The sequence below is a fragment of the Chryseobacterium sp. MA9 genome (assembly GCF_024399315.1).
Taxonomy (GTDB): domain Bacteria; phylum Bacteroidota; class Bacteroidia; order Flavobacteriales; family Weeksellaceae; genus Chryseobacterium.
Genome location: NZ_CP075170.1, coordinates 1,842,916 through 1,863,857, shown reverse-complemented (window position 1 = coordinate 1,863,857; position 20,942 = coordinate 1,842,916). Strand labels below are relative to the sequence as shown.

The window sequence follows — 20,942 nt, the reverse complement described above, 5'->3', positions numbered from 1 at the left end:
CTATTTGTGTTTTTTTTATGGTGATTATTCAATAATCTACAGTTTGTTGATAGATTGTATGATATAAGGTTGATGTCCGGCTTTTCAAAAGGCATTAGCCTGATTTTAGTCAAGTTTTTCATAGCATTTACGGTATAGGAATGAATAATGATATCTCATGGCAAAACACTAATACCATCGGCATAAATCGCGATTTGCTGTTATGAGGAAATAAAAATAATAAAATTATAATATATCTTTAGTCATAAATGCAATTTGATAATGATTTTTTAATAGAAAAATATCAATTGTTCAAATGCTATTAAAGTATATTTATTGTTTTCTTATTCTTAGAAATATGGCGGTACAATCTTATTAACTATAAGTATAAATATTTATAGTTAAAAAAATGTTAAGCAAATATAGGAATAAAAAATAAAATATTTCAAAAATGAGAGATTTGTTTTAGGGTATATTACAAAAAGATAATATACTTTGAATGGGGTAAGGAATTGTAAGAATAACCTTTGTGAATCTGATAAAACGGATAAACGAATTTACGTAAAATTAATCAATATATTGTGATTTAATTTAAATTATTTGTGAATTTTGTCTATCTTTTTGATAAATAAACAGATAGGTATTTTAATGAATAATTAAAATATCTTTCCGAAATTCATAAAAAAACAGTAAGTATTTAATATACTTACTGTTTTTAAATAGGTTGATCGTTAAGATTTTTCTGATAAATAAGCCATTTAAAGGCTGTGACGGCCAATGTAATTTTATTATCAGATGAATGGTCTGTAAGTTAACAGACTGTTAAATTTAAAATATACTCAATCCGTACTGTTTTGCCAGATCTAAGATCATGTGATATCCTGCCAGCGAATTGCCATGCTGATCCAAAGATGGGCTGAATACACCAATTCCTATTTTTCCTGGAACACTTACGGTAATTCCGCCTCCGACACCGGATTTACTTGGAAGGCCTACAGTTCTGGAGTATTCACCACTGAATTCATACATTCCGGCGGTCAGCATCTGTGATTCTATCAGTTTGGCCATTTCCGCATTCTTATAGGTAGTATCGCCGTCAAACCTTACACATTGGTTGGCAAAGAAGTAGCCGATTTTTGCAAGATCTTCAGCGGTAAGCTCAATAGAACATTGTTTGAAATAGTTATCCAGCTGGTCTTCATTTCCAGAAATCAGTCCGCTGTTTTTCATTATATAGAACATACCACGATTTCGATGTCCTGTTGACTTTTCAGATTCATAGACGGATTTGTTATAATCAATTGTCTGATTTTTGGTAATATATCTCACCATGTCCAGAATCTTAAGGAAAGGTTTTTCGCCATCTCCCGAAATTAGCGAAGTGGTAAGGATTGCCCCCGCATTCATCATGGGATTGAGCGGTTTGCCTGTAGTTTCAAGGTTTGAAAAATGATTAAAAGGTTTGTCAGAGCCGAAATATCCCATCTTATCAAAAATATGAGCCTCACTTTTTTCGTTTACAGCTACCATTAATGATATGATTTTGGAGATACTCTGCATGGTGAATTTTTTACTTACATCACCTGTGTTGAATATTTTTCCGTTTTTATCTACCACTGAAAAGGCAATTGCTTTGGCATCCATTTTTCCCAGTTCAGGAATATAATCTGCCACTTTGCCTTGTGTATAATAAGCTCTGTTTTTTTCCAGAATGTTGTTGAGTGTTTTTTCTGAAATTGTTGAAATATCTGCGGCTTTTTGAGCGTAAACTATTGTGTTTAAGGAAAGAAAAGCTGCGGTGCAAATTCCTTTTGCAGAAAATAAAAAGCTGTTGTTTTTCATAGAGAAGATCTTCAAATAAAATGTTTATGATGAGCCTTGAAAAACAAAGATAAAGTATTTTGATCTTGTCGGCAATGTTCCTTTAATGCACCCATTGATGGTTGTGTGCCAAATAAGACTGGCTGCTGTGGGAACTGACCACATGAAAATAGTACTGCCAGTGAGAAATTCTATTTAAAAAAACGATTAATTTTAATATAAAATTGATTTATTTAGAAAAAAATAAACAAATTGAAGTTTTGGTGATTGATTTGGTTATTAATTAGTAAAAAAATATGTATTTAATTTAGTTAAAAACCTTATAAATCCTTAAAATATCGAAACCGGCCGGATCTTTTTTGCATAACTAATATATGGGTGAAATAACATATAATCATGTATTTGTTTATATTGTTGGTATTCAATAGTGAAATAATGTTATTTTTTCACTATTAAATGATTATTGTATTATTATTTTTGTTAATTTGACAAAAAATTAATAACACTTTTTTAATAACTATGAAAAACAACACCTATTTTAGTAGGGAGCATATCTTTAGATGGCTGCTACTATGTTGGCTTTTAGTACCTTGGGTACTACAGGCACAAGCTCGAATTACATGGACTGAACAGGTCGGATGCCAGGAATTCCGTGGCGAAAAAGAAGACCAGATCCCGGATAACGGAGTCGCTGTTTCCTACATCAATTCTTCCCAATGTCTCCGTGTGTGTGAGAAATCAATAGACCCTGTCAAATATCTGGTTCAGGGATCAAACGTTTCTAATGTACAATGGACTATTTCAGGAGGAACTTTAACCCCTTCAGGACCAGGAAATACCGCAGCGTATGTTATCTGGGGAGCTGCAGGCAATGGCTCTTTACAGGCTGTTATTACATACAATGACGGAACTGTTGAAACCCAGACCATCTGTATTGAAAAAATCAACAGACCGATTGCTAAATTTGAATTATTATACCTGGATAATACCGTATGTAAAAATACAACGGTCTATTTTGATAACCTTTCCGAGCAAAACGGAGGATCGGATATTGTCAATTATTTCTGGGAGTTTGGAGATGGAATTACTTCTACTTCAACAGCTTTTGAACCCTCTCATGTGTATACTAATCCTGGAAACTTTACTGTTAAGCTGACTGTAACTAATAAGTGCGGCTGCCAGAGTATATACAAAAAGGAAATCACGGTACTGAAATCAGATCCTGTACAGATCAACTGTGCATCCGTAGTATGCGAAGGCAGTGTTGAAAAATACAGCGCACAGGACGGATGTAATAAAGGACAATGGAAAGTCATTGGAGGATCTATTGTGAATAATTACGGCAGCGAAATCGAAGTGAAATGGGATCAGGTAGATCCGCTTGATGGTTTTGGTTATGTAATGTATTTATCTGAATGTGCTTGTCCTGAGTGGACTACCATCAAAATTCCTGTAATTTTAGCCAATGCCAAAGTGAAAGGACAGGCGGTAGTATGTGCGGGTAAGCAATATACGTATTCAATTCCTCAATGGCCTACGACCAGTGTTCAATGGAACGTAACCGGTCCTGCAGGAGGTCAGTTGTATTATACTCAGCAGAGAAACGAAGCTATTTTCTCGGCAACTCAGCCTGGTACTTATCATCTTGAAGCCAACTATCACAATACTTTATTATCATGTGAAGGTCATGCTTCTATTGATATTGTAGTGGAAGCACCAGTAGTGGTAAGTGGTGGTACGGATGAAATCTGTGCAGGAACAAGCCAGGTATTTACGACTAACCCTAACGTACCTGTTACCTGGAAAGTAACCACAGGAGGAACTTCTTTTACGTCGGGAGTAATGACAGGGCCATTTACCTACGCTTTTACAGCAGCAGGTACTTATACTATTACTGCTACTAAACAAGGCGGAGGTTGTGAAAGTAATGCAAGAATCATTAAGGTATTACCAATTCCACAGGCACCTACAGGTACTATTTCCGGAGAGACAAAAGTATGTTCCGGAAGACCTTATGTATATACCATCAATCCTGTTGATGCCGGAATGGTGCCAGTTTGGAGTGTTACCAACGGAACGATCCAGGGAAGTAATGCAGGATCTTCTGTAACAGTTATATTTAACGCTGGTGCTTCATCGTATACCGTGTCTGCACAGAATAAATCAATCAGCAGCGCAGGTTGTCTTTCGGCTCCAACTTCGTTCAATGTAGCACCGTTAGATCTTAACTCTATTACAATTAATCCTAATCCAGGGCCTTTCTGTCCGAGTAGTACTCAGACTTTCAGTGCCAATCTGAATGGAATTGTGCCGGAATTTATGGAATGGACATTTGGAAGTTCTAATTTCGGAAGTGTGATAGGAGGACAGGGTACAGCTAATATTACTGTAAACTTCAATGAGATCTCTTCTACAAGCAGTACCACTCTGAATTTAAGAATTGTAAAATGCGGGGTAACGAAAATTATCAGCATACCGGTATCTTTAATAACGCTTCCGGTGGTAAACTTTACAAGTGTGGGCGGAGTTTGTTTAGGTTCAAACCTTTCTTTCACTGTGAATCAGGGTACAATTACTTCAGCTACAAATGTGACTTTTACATTTGCTAACGGAACAACTTATACTACAGCTTTCAATCCGTCAGGAAATTACAGCTTCCCAAATAATGGGTATATCTCAAATAATTCAGGAAGTAATGTTTCTCAGGTGGTTACTGTAACGTATACAGGAACTAACGGATGTAATTATAAGCCAACGGCAAGCGCGAACTTTACAATATATCCAGAGACTATTATTACAATTTCTCCGGTATATAATATCACTGTTTGTGACCCCACAACAATGACACCGTATACTCTTACGGCTAACAGCTCTACAGGGCTTACGAATATCATTTCATGGCAATGGTATAAAAATAATGGAATCATACCAGGTGCTAATACGAACTCATATACCATATCAGGCGCAGGAGCTTTTGGAACATATAAAGTACAGGCAGTGGATATTAATAACTGTGTGGTTTATTCTCAGAATGTTAATGTAACTCAGTTATGCCCTAGCAGTGGAGGTTGTACAACAGACCCTCAGATTAGTTTTGTTCCGCAGTGGTCAGGTTGTAATACAATTTCTGTTACCGGTTTATCTTACGTTGGAACTCCTGATGAGATTCAGTGGTTATCAGATAGTGTACTTACTTTATCTTCCGGACAGGGAACAGCTACCCCGATTTATCAGACGACTCTTGCTGGTGCACATATTGTTTTTGTGCGTTTAAGATACGGTACATGCTGGTATAGTAAGGGAGTAGAAGTAAGAAAGAATTATGAGCCTAAGTTCAATGTAAGTACAGTGTGTAGCGGAGGTGGTTATAATGTAAATCTTTTCAATACGTCTACCATATTTGAAATCAATCCGTCGGCTATTACTTACACATTCACCAGCCCGGGGCAGCCAACTCAAACAGGGCAGACGGCTACTTATAATAATCTGGCGCCTGGTACTTATACCTTTACAATGACAATGTCTGCACCTGGAAAACCAACGTGTACTACTACGCAGACTATTACATTGGCTCCGGTTCCTAGTACCAGCTTCCTGGTTCCGGCATGGATATGTGTACGTGAGGCGATTACGTTCTCTCCTATATCATATGTTTCTGGAAATACATATACCTGGATCTTTGACGGCACATCTTATGTAACCGGAGGACCGAATGCTACTATAACATACAATACGAGCGGAACAAAAACAATTCAGCTGAGAATTAAAACACCTAATGGATGTGAATATACTTCCGCTGTCATTAATATTAGTGTGAAAGAGGCTATTCTTGATGGTAATATGGCACCTCCGGCTCTTGTTGCTTGTATAGGAAGTGCTCCTAATATCGTATTCACAAGTACTCTTGGAACTCCAAGCCAGTATATCTGGATGAATGGTTCTCAGCCTGTGATTGGAGCACCAAGCTCTCCAGTCTTTACTCCAACTCAATCAGGCAGCTACTGGCCGGTACTGGTATCAGCAGATGGATGTAGAACAAGTATTATGAGTACTAAAGCAATACCTGTAACACTTAAAAATCCTCCGTATGTTAATATATCAGGAAAAGCTAATATCTGTGAAGGATCTTCTACAATCCTTAGCGGTATTGTAACAGATACAACATTGGAGTATCAATGGAAGAAAAATGGAGGATTGGTATCAGCTCCGTGGAGTCCTGGTCCTTATCCGATTATTTTTGATACTGGATCACTACCTGCAGGTACATATGTTTATACGTTGGAAGTAAGAACTCCAGGTACATCAGGATGTACAAGCTCTAAAAACTTTACAGTTACGGTAAGCCCTCCACCATCGCCGGTTACGGTAAGCTACAGTTTGGTAAGCTGCCAGCCTTATAAAATTAAGTTAACAGCATCAGGACCATCTGCAGGAGATTACAACTGGAGTAATGGAATGACAGGTCAGTCTATTACTGTAAATGAAGGTGGTGCTTATCAGGTTATTTATACTGCGCCAAGCGGCTGTAAAGTAGCTGGTAACACAGAAGTGCCTTTAAGCATTGAGAGTCTGATGTGGGTATTCCCTACAGGATGTTATGATGAATGTCTTAGAAAGAATTATATTTTAGGACCAAAAGGAGTTTTCGATCACCATGAGTGGCAGCTGTTTGGAAACAGTATCCAGAGCGGAAACAATGATTTCATCTATCCGTTGTATATCAATGCTGCGGGAACATATCAGCTTCAAATTGATCATTTAGGATGTCAGTTTACTTCCGGAACCATGAATTACTATCCGGGTAAAGAATGTGGATTTGAAACAGACTGTAAGCTGGAAGCAAGTATCAAAGGAATGAAGTGGGTTGGAGATCATTACGCTGTTACCGGTACCATTCACAATATGGGAAGTCAGCCGATAAGTCTTACTGTTTCGAGTCTTAATGGATATGGAAGTTATATTCCGTCTATTATTACTATTCCGGCAGGAGGGGTGTATGATATGAACGCTAATCCATTGGCATTCTATCCAAACTCAAGCTTCCAGGGTACAGATGAGATTTTATTCTCCAATGAAACTTGTAAGTTTACAACCAAAGCAGTAGATCCGGACTGGATGGGTATGAGAAGTGCAGGAAGAAGCGTGATTGCAGCTTCAGCTTCTTCTCTGAAAATGATACCAAATCCTGCGAAGGAAAAAGTGAAAATCTCGTATAATACGGGCAGTGAAAAATTACTGGCAAAACAGATTACAGTTTTTGATGCCATGGGCAATGTCAAATTCCGTAAGGAACTAAAAACGGCTTCCGGTGAGGTAGACGTAGAAGTTACCAGCTGGCTGCAAGGTGTTTACATTGTCATCGTACAAACGGGAGACACATCATTACAAGGAAAACTAATTAAAAATTAGTAACTTATAAAGCAGTGTTCTCCTCGGAGAGCACTGTCTTTTTATAGTATGTGATAACAAAATGAATTTTTATGATACAATTAAAAAACAAACTGTGGGGACTGCTTCTGATACTGCCGGCATTATCTTTTAGCCAGACTTACCAATGGCAATGGGGAAAGCAGGCTGGAGGAATAACAGGCTCTGCTGATCCGGGGTTTCATTATGTATTTGATGAATCAATAAGGGATATTGTAGTGGATAACAACAATAATACCTACTATCTTGCAACCATGCGTGAGCAGGGACAAAACCTGAATGGTACTTCTGTAAACAACTATGGGCTTAGTGATCTTTTTCTGTTCTCTGCCGATTGTGAAGGGAATATAAGATGGTCCAGACCAATAGGGGGATCGGGAGACGGAGAAAATGCATGGCATATTAAACTGGATAATAACGGAGGATTATATGTGATGGCTACCATTTATAATAATTCATATGTAGGAGATCCAAGTGCTGTTCCTGTACATTTCGATGATACTCATACATTACCGTTGTATACCCATTATGACCAAACGATAGATCCTGCACACAAAGCAGCCTTTCTGTTAAAATATAATACTTCTGATGGTACATTGGCGTGGAGCAAACCCTTGCAGGGAGATGTTAATTATTCTTCCCGTATGTGTGACGTTCAGATGATGTACATGGATTCTTCTAAAAACATCCATACTGTTGTAGGATTCAGAGCGGGAACCCATTTGAATGGTTTAATTACAGTGCCTTCAACGTTTACTTCAACCTATCAGTATTATGCAGTTAAATTCAACTATGATAATGGTAATATGACACCTGCAGCTCCTGTACTTCTTCCTATCACCGGAGATGCAATAAGTTCAGTAGGAAGAGAAGGTAAAGTAAATCTGGTATATGATGAAAGCTTGAATCGCTATTATCTTGCGGGAAAGAGAATGGATGCCGGGTTTAGTAGTTTGCTCGATCTTTCCTATAATAATGTACCATTTACGAAAGCTGCTTATTTATTGGCTTTTGATGGTACTACCGGAGCAGAAGTATGGAGAAAAGAACTTAATAATGGTTCTACAAGTACGGATGATGAGATTCATTCCATTATCAAAGATCCGGCTACTTCGGATATTTATATTTCAGGACGTTATTTCAATGGGATAACAGTACCTGCAACTTTTGGGAGTTATACTTTCCCTTTAAGAAGTTATGTTGAAGCTGTTCCGTTTGTTATGAAGCTTAATGCTGCTGGTTTGGTACAGTGGGCAAGAACTCCGGAGGGAATGTCCGGTCTTCAGTTTGGGTATCGCTTTACGAAGGGAACCCTTGCTATTAATGGAAATGAAGTGGCTTTTGCCAAAGGAAGCTGGTCTGATATCTGGGGAAGTTATACAATGACCAGGCCTGATGGAGACAGATCAGATCCTTTATTGGTTAGACTTAACAAAGATACGGGAGCTGTTTTGGGAGCCGGGGAGATCCGCAGTAATTTTAATGTGATAGATGAATTTACAGCAGTAGCAGCAGATAAGGATGGTAATTATATTGTGGGAGGTTTTTTTCATGACCAATTGTTTACAGATTCTAATGATAATGTCAATACAATGGCTGTTAATGTAGCAGGAGGGAAATCCCAATCATTTTTTACAAAATATGCTAAATCGGCATGCAGTCAGATGTCAGTAGAAGAAACAGCTGTTCAGGCAGGAATACAATTATATCCGAATCCTGTTCAGGATGTACTTACGATCAGAAGTAAAGAGCCTTTGACTTCTTATGAAATCTTTGGAGCTGCAGGGCAGTTGGTAAAACAGGGAACTTTGAATTTGATGCAGGAACAGGTAGTATTATCCTCTCTTCAGACAGGAGTATATTACATTAAACTTAAAACCAAATCTTCTACAGTAACAGAAAAAATATTGAAGAAGTAAAAAAATAAAACTGAAAATTAATAACCTTACATATAAAACAGTGTTCCCCAAAAGAGGCACTGTTTTTTTTATAGGACACTTTTGGGTTGAAAAAATAAACTTGTTCGTTATTTTACAATTTTTTGCCTGCCAGAATAATTTGCTTTGTATAAAAAAATAAAATGAAAAAATTACTTATTCTAAGCCTATCATTAATGCTTACTTCCTGGTGTAATGCCCAGACTAAAGATCTTATGAAAACGGTAAGAAAGACTATTGAAGCCAGTAATGCAATCTATGCTGATCTGGCTAACAAAAATGACGGATCTATTTTGACCAGATATACAGATGATGCCTGTCTGTTTCCTCCCAATGCGGAACCGGTTTGCGGAAGAGAACAGATACTTAATTTCTTTAAAAACGGACCTAAGGTTCAAGTTAAGTTTACCATTCAAAACCTATATGGAGATGGTAAAACCTCGGTCACTGAAGAAAGTTATTACGAAATGACAGATTTAGAAGGTAAAAAGCTTGATGACGGAAAAATAATTGTGATCTGGAAGAATACAACAGACGGCTGGAGGATGCACCGTGATATGTTCAGCAGCAACCATCCTGCAAAATAGAATCAGAAACCAATATTGACAGCCTGCTGAAGCTCCATATCATTTTTGATCAGCGAATGTCTGGAAGCAGAAGGGGTGATGCCTGTGAATTTTTTAAACTCTTTGATGAAATGGGCCTGATCATAATACCCGCAGTCATAAGCTATAGCTGTAAGTGATTCCGGGGTGTTGAGAACCATTTGCAGGCTTTTGTTAAATCTGATGACAGCAGCAAAAGCCGAAGGACTTATTCCAATATTTGTAAGATAAAGCTTTTGAATATATCTTTCCGATAATCCTGAACCTCGTGCCAAAGCAAGAAGATTCAATGTGTGATGATTCATGAGAAATTGCTGGCTGAGTGCCTGAACCATTACAGCTTTCTTTAATCTTGTTTCATTCTTTTTCAGCTGTCGAAGAAAGTACGTTTCTAAAACACTGATTTTTGTATGAAGACCATCAGCCTGCATGATCCGGTCATATAAATCTCTGCTTTCACTTTTGGCTACATCATACATGTCAGTAGCGTAATTCGTGAATTCCGACAAAGGATCAGAAAAGAACAAAGCACTGGCATAAGGATAAATCCGTGCTATCAGTACGGAAGTTCCCTGTGCAACTGTAAGTCTGGTAGGGAGAGTGAGGTGTCCCAGGAGCTCTATATCTGGAGTATCTTTTCTTTTTCCATTAATAATAGTCGCTGCAGCACCACCAGAAATATTGATGATCAGGTCTACATATCCGCTAGGATAAAATACTTCATCCCTGAGATTATTGTCAATGGTAACAACTGTATAACTCTTTATGTAAGGCGCTAAGCTGACGGAAGGTGAAATTTGCATAGCTGGTGTTGGGTGTTAATTCATTGAGAGATAGTTTGTTCTAAATTAGGAATAAAAATAATACGAAGAGATAAGAAGATCAAAATAAGGCTTCCTATATCAAAGTGTGTTCAATTTTTTTTGCAGTGGAGATTTTGAAAAACCTATTCCGTATTTTTGCAGACATTAAGCAATTAAACTGTTTGTTTCGAAACATGAGCAATATATTTTCTGACCGCCCACAAATACATATGGTATCTTCTTTCTCAGAACTTGTAAATAGCAATTTTCAAGGAACTATGAATGCAATTTGCTGGCAACGGAATTTAGTTGGAGATTTTACAGAAATTGTTTCTCAGCTTCAGTTAAAAGAGGATATAACGGTGGTTTCCGCTCAAGATCTTTTAGCGTTACAATTATCAGAAGAAGGAGATGTGGCAAGAAAAATGATCTTAAATGATTTACAGCTATTGACAGATTTTGGAGCTTCTCCGGTTCTTAATCTGCTTAAATGTTATGAACGGGATGAAGAACTCGGTTTCATTTCAACAGATGTGTATTCGTATCATGTAGACCGTTCACCCATCGGAACAGATACTTTTTTATGCACCTATCATGGAGCTGCAAGTGATATCATTCCCAATGATCAGGTGGAACAGAAAATTTTGATTCCTGAAATCCGGGAACAGCTCAAAAAATTACACGATGGCCCGGAAGAAGAATTTGAAGACTTCCTCAAAGAATATTTCTTTGATCTTCATTATCAGCCTAAACCCAACGCAGAACCAGTAAATTTAGGAGTAGGTCATCTTTGGCGAATCGCTGTAGATCATCCGGAACAGAAAGCGTTACCATGTGTTCATAGGGCTCCTGTAGAAAATGACGGTGAATATCGGCTTCTGTTGATTTGCTGATATATTACATGCTGAAAATAATAAGCAGGGTGTTCTTTTATCCTTGCCCTATAGCTGTTAGTTGCATGAAATAATTCTTACCTTCAAAATTCCCAATAGTAAGCTCGTGTTCCAGCAGCTTGATCTTTTCTGTCTTTCTATTGAAAACAGATGGATAGAAGTTTAATATAAAACATAGCTTACTTCCCGATACAAAACTTTCTAAGGCTTTATTATCAAGTATTTACCACTATTGAGGGGCAAATAGGAGGTTGACTCTCACAAACCAATAATATACTTTACAAAGTTACGAATATTATACATTCGTTAGTAAATTCATTGATGAATTTCATTAAGCTATATTAAAGATTAACTAATCCAATTTTATTCAACAGAGATTCTGTTACAACTTACCTTAATTCGGATACACTGTTTGTTTCCAGTCTTTAGAACTTTGTCATACTTAAAACAATATAGTATGAACACATTTAAGATGTTAGTTATAACTGCCAGTATGGGTATGTATTCCAATGGTATGGCAGCTATCAATGTAAAAGGCACAATTTCTTTTAACTCGCAGATTGCGGACAAAAATGTTTCAATTTCTGAATGGAATAAAAATAATAGTAAAATGGACACACTCAAATCCAACCAGACAATCATCAATTTAGGGGGGCACCAGGTTCCTGTTTTAAAGGGAGGACTTTATGACAGATTCCGTTCAAACCCACCTTTGTCAGTAGTTGAAAAAGAAGCGCCTGAAATTGATCTGAGCTGGTTTAAAACTATTCAAAAACAGAAAAAGGAGGTCGGCTTTACAACATACTCTCCTAATTTCTATTACAGTAACAGTAGTATAACGGCAATATATACTGCTGATATGAAAATGCTGAAAAAGCTCATCCCAGCAGAAGTTCGTGATATTGTGAAACCTATTTCAATTACACCTGGACGTGGACTGGTTGCAATCACAGCATATGCTTACCATTATTGTGATAATGATTCCTATAATGAGTTATCTATCTCTATTGTAACTACGAAGCCAAACTCCACCAATTGGGGAGTATTTTCTCTTATGAAGGAGCTTAAGAATAAAAATCTTTGGGGGTACATTCTGAAGCTTCCTGTAGACACAGAACTGGCGAGAGTTCGTGGAGTAGTGGGATATAACCTGCCGAAATGGTTGATTCCAATGAAATATAGTGATCAAGGAGAGATGATGAAGTTCGACTTTTATGATGAGTCCGGAAAAATGGATTTTTCAATAGGAGGAAAAAAACTGGCTATTGGAAATGTTCAACCGGATATTGTCCGTTCAAACTTTATTAATAAGGATAGAAATGGCCAACTGACTCAAGGTTATACTGATGTCAGAGCGATTAAGAAAGCAAGCAGCAAAAAGAAGGAAGACGTACAGCTCAATCTTACCAATGGGCCTTTATCCATGTTTATCAAATCATTGGATCTTGGTAAACTAATGCGTTATGATTATCAGCCGGAATTCCAGGCGGCACTGTATACTCCTGAATTAACAGAAAGATCTAAATAAAGATAGTAAAGAATTAAACGTAAAGTAATATGCAAACAATATTGGGAGCTAACGGTCAAATAGGCGAAGAACTGGCAAGAGAGTTGAAGAGAAACTTTACCTCAGATATCCGGATTGTTGGTAGAAATGCACAAAAAGTAAATGATACCGATGAGGTTTTTCTTGCAGACTTATCTATTAGAGAAAATGCGGTTGAAGCTGTAAGAGATAGTGAAATTGCTTATTTCACATTAGGATTGCCTATAAGTACACCTCTTTGGGAGGAGCAGTTCTCTCTCATCACCAGAAATGTAATAGATGCATGCAAGATTAATGGAACTAAGCTCGTGTTCTTTGATAACACGTATATGTATCCACAGGATGGCAGAGTTCTTACCGAGGATACTGAATTTGCCCCTGTGGGCAGAAAGGGAAAGGTAAGAGAAGAAATGACAGCAATGTTGTTGGAGGAAATGAACTCAGGACAGATAGATGCGGTAATTTGCCGTGCTCCTGAGTTTTATGGTCCGGGTAAAACACAGAGTATTACCAATACAATGATCTTTAATAAAATCAAAGAGGGGCAGGCCATTGAAATTCCACTGAGTACAGGTAAGAGAAGGAGTCTGATCTGGACACCGGATGCAAGCCGTGCCACGGCATTGATCGGAAATACGGCTGATGCATATGGGCAGACATGGCATTTACCCGTGGATAATAGTCACCCCACTTATGCCGAGTTTATCAGTCTGGTATCTGAAATTTATGGAAAGGAATTTGAGTTTACAATAGTACCGGAATATATATTCCAAAAGGGAGCACAATCCAGTACAGTATTTGCTGAATTATTGGAATTACTACCAAGGTATGCTTGTGATAATCTGTTTGAGGATGCCAAATTCAGAAGTCGTTTTTCGGAATTTCACACAACAAGTTACAGAGAAGGGATTGAACAAATCAGAAATGAACAAACTTCAATTAAAAAAAAGCAGTAAATTAGTTATGTATAAATCAGAAAATCAAAATATGAAAACTCCAGAAAAGGTTTCGTCAATTAATGCCCTGCATCAGTTTCTAGGATTGAAAAAACCGTCGAATCCACTGATTAGTGTGTTCAATTTTGATGATGTCAATCTGGAACCGGAAACGATCCTAAATGCAATTACTACAGATTTTTATGTTATTGCATTGAAAAAGGAATGTGCAGGAGGTAAGTGCAGATATGGACAACAGTATTATGATTTTGATGAAGGGATCATGTATTTCATTGCCCCTCATCAGGTACTCCAATTTGAAGATGTGCTTCTGAATGGTGTAAAGGGCTTTGTTTTGGTAGTGCATCCTGATTTCTTTCAGGGATATCCTTTAGCATCGCAGGTTAAAGATTATGGTTATTTCTCTTATGCGACCAATGAGGCGTTGCACCTTTCAGAAAAAGAAGAAACCTCTGTTATGGATATCATTCATAACGTTGGAAATGAAATTGAAGGCAATATGGATAATTTTACACAGGATCTGCTGGTTTCCAATATTGAGCTTTTGCTTAAATACTGTGACCGTTTCTATAACCGTCAGTTTTTAACGAGAAAAAAGGCGAATAATGATTTACTTACAAAGTTGGAAAACTTACTGGATGGTTATTTCAAGAATGATAATTTAGTAATCAATGGAATACCTTCTGTTCACTTAATAGCAAGTGAATTGAATCTAAGTGCCAACTATTTAAGCGATATGCTCCGGGTTCAGACGGGAAAGACAACCCAACAGCATATTCAGAACCGATTGATAGAGAAAGCCAAAGAATTATTGTCAACGACGGAATTGTCTGTATCAGAAATCGCTTATCATTTAGGGTTTGAGCATCCACAATCATTTCATCGTCTGTTTAAAAACCGTACTACTTTTTCACCTCTGGAATTCAGAGCCTCATTTAATTAATGAAAAAGGTACTCTAATTTAACGAATGCATTAATATTAATAAATATTGAAAAGATGGGTGGTAATAATTACCACCCATCTTTTTTATTTTTTATTGGGTTTGGAGTTTGAAATAGATCAATAAAACAGAGATTCTGTTACAACTTACCTTATTTAAGTTACAATAACTCATCGGATGTTTTGGACCTTTGTTGTATAAAAATACTTATACAATGAATCTTATTAAAATATTAATTATTGTTACCAATATCAATATGTATGCAAGTGGGAATTATCCTACTGGCCTATGGTTAAGTGAAGTGACCCATATCTATCAGGCAGCAAAAGAAAAAGGCTATGATGTTACCATTGCAAGTCCCAATGGTGGTGATGTTCCTATAGATCCAGAGAGCCTGAAATTTTTTACCCTGGATAAGATATCTAAAAAATATTGTGATGACAATTCCTTCCGTGAATTGTTGAAAAATAGCAGAAGCCTTAAGGAAGTGGAAAATGACAATTTTGATGTGGTTTATCTGGCAGGCGGACATGGAACAATGTATGATTTCCCCGATGATAAAACGCTCCAAAAAATTATTGGTGATCAATATGAAAGTGGAAAAATAGTGGCTGCCATTTGTCACGGAGTTGGTGGCCTACTGAATGTAAAACTATCCAATGGAAATTACCTGATCAAAGAAAAAAAGCTCACCGGCTATAACTGGTTTGAAGAAGGTCTTGCCGGCCGAAAAAAAAAAGTGCCTTTCAATCTTGAAGAGACTTTGAAGAATCAGGGTTCGGATTACAGAAAAGCACTTATCCCGATGACCTCAAAGGTTGTTGTCGATGGAAATTTAATTACTGGACAGAACCCTTTCAGTTCTAAAAAAATGGCAAAAGTCATATTACGCGAACTGGATAAACAAATAGCACAATCTAAAATCATAGATAATAATCAACATTAAAAAACGATTTAAAATGAAAAATTTAAAAATTCTGGCAATTGTAGTAATTATCGCTATAATCCTACTCTTTGCCCCTGGCTTTTTCCTAAGTAAAGCTGTCGTTAATACAGCTTCAAATAAGGAAAGTGTACAACCAAAAACCAATAATCCTACTGATAAGGATACACTCATTGAACTGGCGGGGCAGAAAATGCCCGTCCTGAAAGGTGGTTTGTTTGACAGGTTTCATTCCAATTCGCCTATGGATATCGTTGCAAAGGAAAGACCCGACATTGATCTGAGCTGGTTCAAAACCATTCAAAAACAGAAAAAAGAAGTAGGCTTTACAACCTATTCGCCTAACTTCTACTACAGTAACAGCAGCATTACAGCCATTTACACGGCGGATATGGCAAAAATAAAAGAGTTGATTCCGGAAAAGGTTAAAGGTTTGGTAAAACCAATTTCCTATACGCCCGGCAAGGGATTGATAGCTATTACATCTTACGCTTACCATTACTGCGATAACGATTTTTATAACGAATTATCCATCTCTATTGTAACCACACAACCGGGTAGAAGCAATTGGGGGCTGATTTCGCTGATGGGTGAGCTGAATGATAAGAACCTGTGGGGATACGTGTTGAAACTTCCGGTAGATACGGAGTTGGCAAGAGTGAGAGGTGTTTACGGTTACAATTTGCCCAAATGGCTGATACCTATCAATTACACAAACGAGGGTAATAGTTTGAGGTTTAATTACTACGATGAAAAAGGGAATTTTGACTTTTCAATGGCAGGGGAAAAACTGGATGTTTCCGCATCAACACCGGAAATTACGCGTTCTAATTTCATCAATCTGAATAAACAAGGTCAGCTAACACATGGTTATACTGATGTTCGTGCCATAAAGAAAGCGAGCAGTAAAAGTGCTGAAGATATTCAATTAAATCTTTCTGATGGTCCTTTGTCAACTTTTATCAGATCATTAGGTTTAAATAAACTGGTTAAGTACGATTACCAGCCGGAGTTTCAGGCAGCATTATATACGCCTGAACTGGTACAGGAAGATAAAAAATAATTCAATCAACCTTAAAATTTAAAGCAATGGATTTTGACAAAATATTTCAATTACAAAAAGCATTTTTCAATACACATCATACAAAAGATATAACCTTTCGTAAGGAAACATTGAAAAAGCTGAAAACCATTCTGAAAAAAAATGAAAATCGTATGTACGATGCGATTTATAAAGATTTTCGAAAAGGAAGATTCGATACATTTTTAACGGAACTGAATCTTATTTATAATGAAATCGATTTTTTTCTGAAAAATCTGGATAAGCTTAGTAAGCCTAAAAAAGTAAAAACACCATTGAATTTGCAGCCCGGGAACAGTCATATTTATTACGATGCATTGGGTGTAACGTTGGTCATCGGTGCATGGAATTATCCTTTGCAGCTCACGTTGTTGCCCATGGTTACAGCTATCGCGGCGGGAAATACCTGCGTACTGAAACCCAGCGAGCTACCCGAAAATACAATGAATCTGCTAGAGGAGTTAATTAATCATAATTTTCCATCCAATTATCTGTATGTGGTGGCAGGTGGGATTCCTGAAACAACCGAACTTCTGAAACTCCGCTGGGATAAAATTTTCTTTACTGGAAGCCCGAAAGTAGGAAAAATAGTATATGAGGCGGCTGCAAAAAATCTTATTCCTGTTGTCCTTGAATTAGGCGGTAAATCCCCAGCTATCGTTACTAAAACGGCAGATTTGAAAGTCGCTGCAAAGCGTTTGGTTTGGGGCAAGTTTATAAATGGTGGACAGACCTGCATTGCTCCTGATTATCTTCTGGTAGAAGAATCGGTGAAACCGAAATTATTACAGCTGATAAAAGAAAAGCTGGAGGAATTCAATTATTCAGATGGTGCGGAGCATTTCACCAGCATCATCAATAAAAGGAATTTTGAACGTGTTTCTTCGCTTATCGATAAAGACAAAATTTTCTATGGTGGCAAAACCAATGAAGAAACTCTATATATCGAACCTACGGTTTTGGATAATGTTACTTGGGACGATGCCGTAATGCAGGAGGAGATTTTTGGACCTGTTTTTCCGGTCATTGGCTATACCGATTATGATGAGATTTTGCAGAAGATCATTGAAGGAGAAAAACCTTTAGCAGCCTATCTGTTTACAAAAAATGAAGAAGAAAAAACAAGACTTCTCCATCTGGTTTCTTTCGGCGGTGGTGTCATCAACGATACCTTGATGCATATTACCAACCATTATCTCCCTTTTGGCGGCATTGGGAATTCGGGAATCGGAAGTTATCACGGCGAATACGGTTTCCTTGCATTTTCTCACCAAAAATCAGTTATAGACAAAGCTACCTGGGGTGAGCCGGATCTGAAATATCCGCCCTATACCGATAAAAAAATGCACTGGATAAAAAAGGTGATGTAACAGAGATTATGTTACAACCTCCATGGATTGGGATACTTTTTTGTGGCTGATAAGGCCGAATTTTGTACTATAAATTTAAAAGATAAAAAAATGCAAACAATATTAGGTGCCAATGGACAGATTGGTGAGGAACTGGCAAAAGAGTTAAAAAGAAATTTTACCTCTGAAATTAGGATCGTGAGTCGTGAAGCTACCAAAGTGAATGATACCGACGAGGTTTTTTCAGCTGATCTATCCATAAAAGAGAAGGCCATTGAAGCTGTAAAGGGGAGTGAAATTGCGTATTTTACACTTGGATTGCCGATCAGTTCAGATCTATGGGAGCAACAGTTTCCATTGATTCTCAGAAATGTGATTGATGCCTGTAAAATCAATGGAACTAAACTGGTATTCTTTGATAATACTTATATGTATCCACAGGATGATAGGAACCTTACTGAAAATACTCCTTTTAGTCCGCTTGGAAGAAAAGCAAAGGTAAGAAGAAAGATGGCAGATATGGTGTTGAAAGAAATTGAGTCAGGAGCACTTGAAGCGGTGATCTGTAGGGCACCTGAGTTTTATGGTCCAGGTAAAACTCAGAGTATTACCAATACCTTAGTATTTAATAACATAAAAGAAGGGAAAACCTTAAAAGTTCCTCTAAGTGACAGTAAAAAACGAAGCCTGATCTGGACACCGGATGCTAGTCGTGCCACAGCGCTAATTGGAAATACCCCTGATGCTTACGGTCAGACATGGCACCTGCCGGTTGACAAAAGTCATCCGACATATAAAGAGTTTATAGAAATAGCATCCGGGATCTATGGCAAGAAGCTTAAACATAACGTAGTTCCAAAGTTTCTTTTCAAGATAGGTTCGTGGTTCAATCCTAAGGTTAAAGAACTATTGGAATTGCTTCCGAGATATTCGTATGATAATCTTTTTGATGATACAAAATTCAAAAAACGTTTTCCTGAATTTCAGGTCACTACCTATAGAGAAGGAATAGCACAAATTAAGAAGGAGCAGTTTAGAGACAAGAAACTTTAATTTCTTGTCAGGATATTTTGATCATATTGTAAAAACTATAATTGATATGAATTTATCAGAAGTAATGGACTTTAGACGATCTGTACGTGTCTATGATCGGGAAAAAGCTCTAGAGGATGAAAAAATCAGAGCATGCCTTCAATTGGCAGCTTTAGCTCCAAGTAGTTCCAATATGCAGCTTTGGGAGTTTCATCACATCACAGATACTGATCTGTTATCTAAGGTTTCCAGAGCTTGTCTGGATCAGACTGCCACTTCAACAGCAGCGCAGATCGTGGTTTTTGTCACAAGGCGTGATCTGTTTCGCAAAAGGGCAAAATTTGTACTGAATTTTGAAAAAGGAAACATCAGACGCAATAGTCCTGTTGAGCGGCAGGAAAAACGGATCAAGGACAGAGAATTATATTATGGGAAGATCATGCCCTTATTATATGGACGTTTCTTTGGCTTATTGGGAAGTTTTAGAAAATTATTGACAGGAACTATAGGGGTGTTTAGAACCATTACAAGAGAGGTGTCTGAGAATGATATGCGAGTGGTGGTTCATAAATCCTGTGCTCTGGCAGCTCAGACTTTTATGATCGCCATGGCAAATGAAGGATATGATACCTGTCCATTGGAAGGTTTTGATAGCAAGGTATTAAAAAAAGTATTGGGTCTACCTCGCGGAGCAGAAGTGAATATGGTCGTCTCCTGCGGAATAAGAAAAGGGAATGAAGGAATTTGGGGTGAACGCTGTAGGGTTCCGTTTAACGAAGTATATATAAAGAGATAACTAAGGAATGCGGTTCTACATCCATCATTTTTTCTAACAGAGATTCGGTTACAATCTTCCATGATTTGGTTACTGATGTCCATTCATTTATCAGTAACTTTAAATGACAGAAAAAAAATATAAAATGAAAAAAATCCTTCTGGTTGTAACCAATACCGGACATTATAAAAGTGGTTTAGAAACCGGTCTATGGTTGAGTGAGCTTACCCATATCTACCACACAGCAAAAGAAAAAGGATGGGTGGTCACCATAGCAAGTCCTAAAGGAGGACATGTTCCCATTGACCCCGAGAGCTTAAAACCTCTTGTATTGGACAAGATTTCAAGATCATATTACGAAAACACTGCTTTTATGAACGACCTCAATCAATCAAGGAATTTGCTGGAAGTTCAAAATGAAGATTTTGATTGTGTATATCTCGCAGGTGGTCATGCGACCATGTATGATTTCCCCGATGATATTATTATACAAAATATAATCAGAAAGCAGTACGAAAGTGGAAAAATGGTTGCTGCTATTTGCCACGGAGTGGGAGGATTGATTAATGTAAAGCTTTCAGACGGAACTTATCTGATTACGAGAAAATCAATGACTGGGTTTGATTGGTTCGAGGAGACCATCGCCAGAAGAAAAAGGGAGGTTCCTTTTAATCTTGAAGCTTCAATTGTTGAACGTGGTGCAGATCTGAAAAAAGCATGTATTCCCATGACGTCCAATGTTATAGTGGATGGGAACCTGATTACAGGACAAAACCCCTTCAGTTCAAAAGAAATGGCACAAGTTGTTGCTAAAGAACTTGATAAATAATATACTTTCAGGCTTGTATAAGCCA

15 protein-coding genes are annotated in these 20,942 nt (G+C 37.5%); 13 read left to right on the top strand and 2 right to left on the bottom strand.

The window, feature by feature from the left end; translation table 11 throughout:
• Window positions 1–807 precede the first annotated feature (807 nt).
• Window positions 808–1,821, bottom strand: a complete 1,014-nt coding sequence (gene glsA, locus KIK00_RS08385) for a glutaminase A (protein WP_255816109.1) — start codon at window positions 1,819–1,821, stop codon at window positions 808–810.
• Between the two features lie 498 nt (window positions 1,822–2,319).
• Between glsA and KIK00_RS08380 the strand changes: the two genes are divergently transcribed.
• The 3 genes from KIK00_RS08380 (at window position 2,320) to KIK00_RS08370 (ending at window position 9,751) form a co-directional block, all read left to right on the top strand.
• Window positions 2,320–7,209, top strand: coding sequence for a PKD domain-containing protein (locus tag KIK00_RS08380; RefSeq protein WP_255816108.1), 4,890 nt, complete (start codon window positions 2,320–2,322; stop codon window positions 7,207–7,209).
• 71 nt (window positions 7,210–7,280) lie between these two features.
• The gene (locus tag KIK00_RS08375; protein ID WP_255816107.1) at window positions 7,281–9,146 is read left to right on the top strand and encodes a T9SS type A sorting domain-containing protein; all 1,866 of its coding nucleotides are present in this window, start codon (window positions 7,281–7,283) and stop codon (window positions 9,144–9,146) included.
• Between the two features lie 161 nt (window positions 9,147–9,307).
• Window positions 9,308–9,751: a DUF4440 domain-containing protein gene (locus tag KIK00_RS08370; RefSeq protein ID WP_255816106.1), complete on the top strand. Its 444-nt coding sequence runs from the start codon at window positions 9,308–9,310 to the stop codon at window positions 9,749–9,751.
• A 2-nt stretch (window positions 9,752–9,753) separates the two neighbouring features.
• On the opposite strand, the gene KIK00_RS08365 is transcribed toward KIK00_RS08370, so the two are convergent.
• Window positions 9,754–10,572: a helix-turn-helix transcriptional regulator gene (locus KIK00_RS08365; protein ID WP_255816105.1), complete on the bottom strand. Its 819-nt coding sequence runs from the start codon at window positions 10,570–10,572 to the stop codon at window positions 9,754–9,756.
• Between the two features lie 194 nt (window positions 10,573–10,766).
• Here KIK00_RS08365 and KIK00_RS08360 point away from each other — a divergent pair, with 194 nt between their 5' ends.
• The 10 genes from KIK00_RS08360 (at window position 10,767) to KIK00_RS08315 (ending at window position 20,917) form a co-directional block, all read left to right on the top strand.
• Window positions 10,767–11,465: a DUF1826 domain-containing protein gene (locus tag KIK00_RS08360; RefSeq protein WP_255816103.1), complete on the top strand. Its 699-nt coding sequence runs from the start codon at window positions 10,767–10,769 to the stop codon at window positions 11,463–11,465.
• A gap of 457 nt (window positions 11,466–11,922) precedes the next feature.
• Window positions 11,923–12,993, top strand: a complete 1,071-nt coding sequence (locus tag KIK00_RS08355) for an acetoacetate decarboxylase (ADC) (protein WP_255816102.1) — start codon at window positions 11,923–11,925, stop codon at window positions 12,991–12,993.
• Window positions 12,994–13,022: 29 nt separating this feature from the next.
• Window positions 13,023–13,967, top strand: coding sequence for an NAD-dependent epimerase/dehydratase family protein (locus KIK00_RS08350; protein WP_255816100.1), 945 nt, complete (start codon window positions 13,023–13,025; stop codon window positions 13,965–13,967).
• A 31-nt stretch (window positions 13,968–13,998) separates the two neighbouring features.
• Window positions 13,999–14,910, top strand: a complete 912-nt coding sequence (locus KIK00_RS08345; RefSeq protein WP_255816099.1) for an AraC family transcriptional regulator — start codon at window positions 13,999–14,001, stop codon at window positions 14,908–14,910.
• A 212-nt stretch (window positions 14,911–15,122) separates the two neighbouring features.
• Window positions 15,123–15,854, top strand: a complete 732-nt coding sequence (locus KIK00_RS08340; protein ID WP_255816098.1) for a type 1 glutamine amidotransferase domain-containing protein — start codon at window positions 15,123–15,125, stop codon at window positions 15,852–15,854.
• Window positions 15,855–15,867: 13 nt separating this feature from the next.
• Window positions 15,868–16,914 (top strand): acetoacetate decarboxylase (ADC), encoded by a 1,047-nt coding sequence (locus KIK00_RS08335; RefSeq protein WP_255816097.1) that lies wholly within the window; start codon window positions 15,868–15,870, stop codon window positions 16,912–16,914.
• A 26-nt stretch (window positions 16,915–16,940) separates the two neighbouring features.
• Window positions 16,941–18,302 (top strand): aldehyde dehydrogenase family protein, encoded by a 1,362-nt coding sequence (locus tag KIK00_RS08330; protein ID WP_255816096.1) that lies wholly within the window; start codon window positions 16,941–16,943, stop codon window positions 18,300–18,302.
• A gap of 90 nt (window positions 18,303–18,392) precedes the next feature.
• Window positions 18,393–19,334, top strand: a complete 942-nt coding sequence (locus KIK00_RS08325; protein WP_045180182.1) for an NAD-dependent epimerase/dehydratase family protein — start codon at window positions 18,393–18,395, stop codon at window positions 19,332–19,334.
• Window positions 19,335–19,380: 46 nt separating this feature from the next.
• The gene (locus KIK00_RS08320) at window positions 19,381–20,109 is read left to right on the top strand and encodes a nitroreductase family protein (protein WP_255816095.1); all 729 of its coding nucleotides are present in this window, start codon (window positions 19,381–19,383) and stop codon (window positions 20,107–20,109) included.
• A gap of 124 nt (window positions 20,110–20,233) precedes the next feature.
• Window positions 20,234–20,917, top strand: coding sequence for a type 1 glutamine amidotransferase domain-containing protein (locus KIK00_RS08315; protein ID WP_255816094.1), 684 nt, complete (start codon window positions 20,234–20,236; stop codon window positions 20,915–20,917).
• The last annotated feature ends 25 nt before the right edge of the window (window positions 20,918–20,942 follow it).

Coding starts and splice junctions, on each gene's coding strand:
- glsA (WP_255816109.1), bottom strand. CDS start 1,821: ATGAAAAACAACAGCTTTTTATTTTCTGCAAAAGGAATTTGCACCGCA.
- KIK00_RS08380 (WP_255816108.1), top strand. CDS start 2,320: ATGAAAAACAACACCTATTTTAGTAGGGAGCATATCTTTAGATGGCTG.
- KIK00_RS08375 (WP_255816107.1), top strand. CDS start 7,281: ATGATACAATTAAAAAACAAACTGTGGGGACTGCTTCTGATACTGCCG.
- KIK00_RS08370 (WP_255816106.1), top strand. CDS start 9,308: ATGAAAAAATTACTTATTCTAAGCCTATCATTAATGCTTACTTCCTGG.
- KIK00_RS08365 (WP_255816105.1), bottom strand. CDS start 10,572: ATGCAAATTTCACCTTCCGTCAGCTTAGCGCCTTACATAAAGAGTTAT.
- KIK00_RS08360 (WP_255816103.1), top strand. CDS start 10,767: ATGAGCAATATATTTTCTGACCGCCCACAAATACATATGGTATCTTCT.
- KIK00_RS08355 (WP_255816102.1), top strand. CDS start 11,923: ATGAACACATTTAAGATGTTAGTTATAACTGCCAGTATGGGTATGTAT.
- KIK00_RS08350 (WP_255816100.1), top strand. CDS start 13,023: ATGCAAACAATATTGGGAGCTAACGGTCAAATAGGCGAAGAACTGGCA.
- KIK00_RS08345 (WP_255816099.1), top strand. CDS start 13,999: ATGAAAACTCCAGAAAAGGTTTCGTCAATTAATGCCCTGCATCAGTTT.
- KIK00_RS08340 (WP_255816098.1), top strand. CDS start 15,123: ATGAATCTTATTAAAATATTAATTATTGTTACCAATATCAATATGTAT.
- KIK00_RS08335 (WP_255816097.1), top strand. CDS start 15,868: ATGAAAAATTTAAAAATTCTGGCAATTGTAGTAATTATCGCTATAATC.
- KIK00_RS08330 (WP_255816096.1), top strand. CDS start 16,941: ATGGATTTTGACAAAATATTTCAATTACAAAAAGCATTTTTCAATACA.
- KIK00_RS08325 (WP_045180182.1), top strand. CDS start 18,393: ATGCAAACAATATTAGGTGCCAATGGACAGATTGGTGAGGAACTGGCA.
- KIK00_RS08320 (WP_255816095.1), top strand. CDS start 19,381: ATGAATTTATCAGAAGTAATGGACTTTAGACGATCTGTACGTGTCTAT.
- KIK00_RS08315 (WP_255816094.1), top strand. CDS start 20,234: ATGAAAAAAATCCTTCTGGTTGTAACCAATACCGGACATTATAAAAGT.